Here is a 4329-nt window from a genome sequence, read left to right as displayed (position 1 = left end):
ACCTCGAAATCGTGGGTAATCGTGGCGGTCTTGGCCAGCATCGCGGAGGCCGAGCAATATTTTTCGATCGAAAGGTCGATCGCGCGTTTCACCTTGACGCTGGAGAGTGCCCTGCCCTTGACGACGAAATGCATGTGGATGCGGGTGAACACTCTTGGCTCGGTTTCGGCCCGCTCGGCATCAAGCTCGACCACGCAGTCCTCGACCGCCTCGCGGCCCTTTTCGAGGATATGCACGACATCATAGGCCGAACAGCCACCGGTGCCGATCAGCACCAGCTCCATCGGGCTTGGACCCGGCGTCCTGCCTTCCGGTCCGTGCGCTGTTCCGAGCACGACCTTGTGACCGCTGCCGGATTCCCCGACGAAGGTGCGCTCCTCGACCCACTTTACCCGTGCTTTCACCGAACTCGTCCTTTCACCGTATTTCCTTGATCGGTCTGGTCAGCCCTTGAAGCACGATGCAAAACCCCGAAAGTCCATGAACGACTCTCGGGGCACTGTGTCTGACATAACTGTTGCGATCAGAACGGGATTTCGTCATCCAATTCGCGCGACGAACCACCGCCGCCGCCGCTCTTGGCACCGCCGCCACCGCGATTGAAGCCTTCGCTCGGGCTGGACTGGCCGAAATCGGAACCACGGCTGCTGCCGCCACCGGTATAGCCGCCGACCTGACCGCCCTCGCCCTGTCCGCGTGCGTCGAGCATCTGCAGCTCACCGCGGAATTTCTGCAGAACGACTTCCGTCGTGTACTTGTCGGCACCGGTCTGGTCCTGCCATTTGCGCGTCTGCAACTGGCCCTCGACATAGACCTTCATGCCCTTCTTCAGATACTGCTCCGCCACCTTGGCGATGCCCTCATTGAAGATGACGACGTTGTGCCACTCGGTTTTTTCCTTGCGTTCGCCGGAATTCTTGTCGCGCCAGCTTTCCGATGTGGCGATGCGGATGTTGACGACCGGCTCACCCGAATTCAGGCGACGGATTTCGGGATCCGCGCCGAGATTGCCGACCAGAATGACCTTGTTGACGCTACCCGCCATGATATTTCTCCGCGCTCATCCGAAACAAATTTTTGTCGCAGCACCTTACAGGCTGCAGGCGATCGCCGCTTGCCATGGCTGCCTTTACCCACAAGGTTTTTGTTCCCTTTTCGTTCTTATCCGCATCGCTGCTTATTGTCAAGGAATGGCAGCAATGCCGAAGCCGATCATATGGGCCCGAAAAGACCGCTTGCCAAATCGATAAGTATGCACTTATGCTTTTGGCATGATCGAAGCAGAGGTTTTTCGCGCACTGGCCGACCCGACGCGCCGCGCCGTCTTTGAGCGGCTGGCCGCCGGCGAGATGAGCGTGTCGGAATTGCGCACCGGGATGACGGTGTCGCAGCCCGCGGTGTCGCAGCATCTGGCGGTGCTGCGTGGCGCCGGGCTGGTGGTCGAGCGGCGAGCCGGCCGCAACGCCTATTACCGCGCCGATCCGCAGGGGCTCGCCCCCTTGCTCTCCTGGATCGAACGCTACCGGACATTCTGGCCGGAGCGCATCGAAAGGCTGAAGGCGGTTTTGAAGGACATGGATCAATGAAGAAGGCGGGATTAGCGGCCAACGACGGCCAAGGCGACGCCGCGGATGCGCTCGAGTTCGAGTACGAGCTTGCCGAGCCGCCGGAAAAGGTATGGCGGGCCCTGACCGTACCGGAATTGCTGGCCGCCTGGATGATGCCGAACGACATCAGCCCCGAGATCGGCAACCGTTTTGCCTTCGCCGGACCGGAAACGCCGGTCGAATGCGAAATCCTCGACGCCGAACCCGGGAAGCTGCTGCGCTATTCCTGGCGGGAGCAGCCGGGCGACGCAGCCAGGCAGGATCCGCTCGACAGTACCGTCACCTTCACACTTGCCCGAACCGTTTCCGGCGGCACGCATCTGCGCATTGTCCATGACGGCTTTGCCCGCAAGGCCATGCCTGCTGTCGCCATGGCAGGCGGCGGCTGCCGGCTTTCGCTCGATCTGCGCGCAATCGGAAAGCCCATCGCCGCGAACGCACCGCGCCTTCTGCGCGCGGCATAATATGAAAATCGGAGAAGAAAAATGAGCGGTGTTGCCAGTCTGGTGCCGATGGTCATCGAGCAATCGAGCCTCGGCGAACGTGCCTTCGACATCTTTTCACGGCTGCTGCGCGAGCGTATCGTCTTCATCAACGGCGAGATCAACGACGACATCTCGGCGCTAGTCTGCGCGCAGCTTTTGTCGCTGGAATCGGACAATCCCGACAAGGAGATCTCGCTCTACATCAACTCGCCGGGCGGCGTGGTGACCAGCGGCTTCGCCATCTACGACACAATGCAATATATCAGCTGCCCAGTGTCCACCGTATGCATGGGCTTTGCCGCCTCGATGGGCTCGTTCCTGCTGATGGCAGGCACACCGGGGCGCCGGATTTCCCTGCCGAATGCCACTATCCTGCTGCATCAGCCGCTGGGTGGGTTCCAGGGCCAGGCATCCGACATCCAGCGCCATGCCGAGCGCATCGGCCGGACGAAACGGCACATGGCCGAACTTTACGCGCAGCATTGCGGCCGCAGCTATGAAGAGGTGGAACGCACGCTCGACCGCGACCACTTCATGACCGCCCGCGAGGCCCAGTCCTGGGGCATCGTCGACCATGTTTTCGACACGCGAAAGAAAGCGGCGTAAGCCAGGGCCGGATCGGAGACCGTCCGGCAGGTAGTCGAAGATTTGACGATGCCGGTCTGGTTCCATCGGCGGCGCGCCACTATAGTCCTGGGATGACCGACACTCATCAGTCCAGATCATTGCACCGCGTAATCGCCGTTGCAGCGCTCGCCATTGCGGGCCTCATCAGCGGCGCGGCACTTGCCGACGACAGTTCGTCGTCGACGCAAAAAAGCGCCCTTCCCGGCGTAACCGGCGACTACCGCATCGCCAAGCCGGCTCCCGAGCCGGACGATGCGCTGCCAGCCGGCGAGAACGGTACATTCAAGATCGGCGATACCGATGTCAGGATTTCCGGCAGCATCACCGTCGATGTCGGCGCCGGCTCGATCGGGCCGCCGCGCCACTGACAGCGCGTGTCGCGCTGCGCCTGTCGCCCACAAGACAATCCGCACATGAAAACGGCCCCGCCGTGCTTTGCGCAAACGGACGGGGCCTTTTTGGATCTCAAATCCAATTTTACCGGGAGTGTACTGCCGGCGTTTGATTTCGGATGCACCGCGGCATTCAGCCGACGATCCGACTAGCAGTCTCTGATTTTTACGAGAGATGGCAGGTCACGGTTTGCCGGCTGGCGAAAACGCTGAACCCTGGCACTTATGCCTGCCTCGGCTCCAGTGACAACTGGAACCCTAGGGGACGATCCGGTGGCGTCATAGCTCCGCTCCTCTGTCCGTTGCGATTGTTGTCAATTCGAAGCACAAATCGCAAATGCCTGCGGCGTCTCGCAGGCCACCTTTGGGCGGCGAGGCCATCGAAAGACGGCCGGCTTCGTTGACTGCTGGAGACTGCTCCCCTCAGTTGGTGGCGTCAACCATCAATAGCCGGTTACCGAAAAATGTGATCGCCGGGAGGTTACGTGCAAGTCAGTTTTTGCACAGCTTTGTCAGGAGCGTGTTCGGCCTTTGTTCTTTCCGCTTGCCCGTTCACGCGAAAGACGCTTAAACGCTCTCGTCGGGAATTGTGGCGTATCTCGACGTGGCGGCAAAACTACCTACATAGGGGATGGCCGGGAAAACCCGCCATTCCAGGAAATTCCAGATTCTGAGGCGGCGACCGGCTATGGCCGACCATAAATATCTTTCCATTCGCGGGGCGCGCGAACACAATCTGAAGAATGTCGATCTCGACTTGCCGCGTGACAGCCTGATTGTCATGACCGGCCTGTCGGGGTCCGGCAAGTCATCGCTTGCCTTCGACACGATCTATGCCGAGGGCCAGCGCCGCTACGTCGAAAGCCTGTCGGCCTACGCGCGGCAATTCCTTGAGATGATGCAGAAGCCTGACGTCGACCAGATCGACGGCCTGTCGCCCGCCATTTCCATCGAGCAGAAGACCACCTCGAAGAACCCGCGTTCGACGGTCGGTACCGTCACCGAGATCTACGACTACATGCGGCTCCTGTTCGCCCGCGTCGGCATCCCCTATTCGCCGGCCACCGGCCTGCCGATCGAAAGCCAGACGGTTTCGCAGATGGTCGACCGCGTGCTGGCGATCGAGGAAGGCACGCGCCTGTTCATCCTGGCGCCGATGGTGCGCGGCCGCAAAGGCGAGTACCGCAAGGAACTCTTGGAGCTGCAGAAGAAGGGCTT

General features: G+C 60.9%; 6 protein-coding genes and 1 pseudogene. 5 read left to right on the top strand and 2 right to left on the bottom strand.

Going from position 1 to position 4329, the window contains the following annotated elements; all coding sequences use genetic code 11:
* On the bottom strand, nt 1-404 hold a 404-nt coding region (locus EOD15_RS29575; RefSeq protein WP_127409088.1), incomplete at its 3' end, for an OsmC family protein.
* A 119-nt stretch (nt 405-523) separates the two neighbouring features.
* Nucleotides 524-1045 (bottom strand): single-stranded DNA-binding protein, encoded by a 522-nt coding sequence (locus EOD15_RS29570; protein ID WP_127270744.1) that lies wholly within the window; start codon nt 1043-1045, stop codon nt 524-526.
* Between the two features lie 226 nt (nt 1046-1271).
* Here EOD15_RS29570 and EOD15_RS29565 point away from each other — a divergent pair, with 226 nt between their 5' ends.
* From EOD15_RS29565 to EOD15_RS29545, 5 genes and pseudogenes are all read left to right on the top strand, one after another.
* Nucleotides 1272-1586, top strand: coding sequence for a metalloregulator ArsR/SmtB family transcription factor (locus EOD15_RS29565; protein WP_127322659.1), 315 nt, complete (start codon nt 1272-1274; stop codon nt 1584-1586).
* Entirely contained in the window at nt 1583-2071 is a 489-nt protein-coding gene (locus tag EOD15_RS29560; protein WP_127322658.1) for an SRPBCC domain-containing protein, read from the top strand. The genes EOD15_RS29565 and EOD15_RS29560 overlap by 4 nt, the downstream gene beginning before the upstream one ends.
* A 21-nt stretch (nt 2072-2092) precedes the next feature.
* Entirely contained in the window at nt 2093-2698 is a 606-nt protein-coding gene (locus EOD15_RS29555) for an ATP-dependent Clp protease proteolytic subunit (protein WP_127322657.1), read from the top strand.
* Nucleotides 2699-2790: 92 nt separating this feature from the next.
* On the top strand, nt 2791-3087 hold the full coding sequence (locus EOD15_RS29550) for a hypothetical protein (protein WP_127409087.1): 297 nt from the start codon (nt 2791-2793) through the stop codon (nt 3085-3087).
* Nucleotides 3088-3799: 712 nt separating this feature from the next.
* Nucleotides 3800-4329, top strand: a pseudogene (locus EOD15_RS29545) (excinuclease ABC subunit A); the annotation flags it as partial.

The organism is Mesorhizobium sp. M7A.T.Ca.US.000.02.2.1, from assembly GCF_003996995.1.
Classification (GTDB): Bacteria; Pseudomonadota; Alphaproteobacteria; order Rhizobiales; family Rhizobiaceae; genus Mesorhizobium.
Note: the sequence above shows the minus strand (reverse complement) of the source record. Positions and strands in the feature narration are given on the sequence as shown.

Coding starts and splice junctions, on each gene's coding strand:
- EOD15_RS29570 (WP_127270744.1), bottom strand. CDS start 1,045: ATGGCGGGTAGCGTCAACAAGGTCATTCTGGTCGGCAATCTCGGCGCG.
- EOD15_RS29565 (WP_127322659.1), top strand. CDS start 1,272: ATGATCGAAGCAGAGGTTTTTCGCGCACTGGCCGACCCGACGCGCCGC.
- EOD15_RS29560 (WP_127322658.1), top strand. CDS start 1,583: ATGAAGAAGGCGGGATTAGCGGCCAACGACGGCCAAGGCGACGCCGCG.
- EOD15_RS29555 (WP_127322657.1), top strand. CDS start 2,093: ATGAGCGGTGTTGCCAGTCTGGTGCCGATGGTCATCGAGCAATCGAGC.
- EOD15_RS29550 (WP_127409087.1), top strand. CDS start 2,791: ATGACCGACACTCATCAGTCCAGATCATTGCACCGCGTAATCGCCGTT.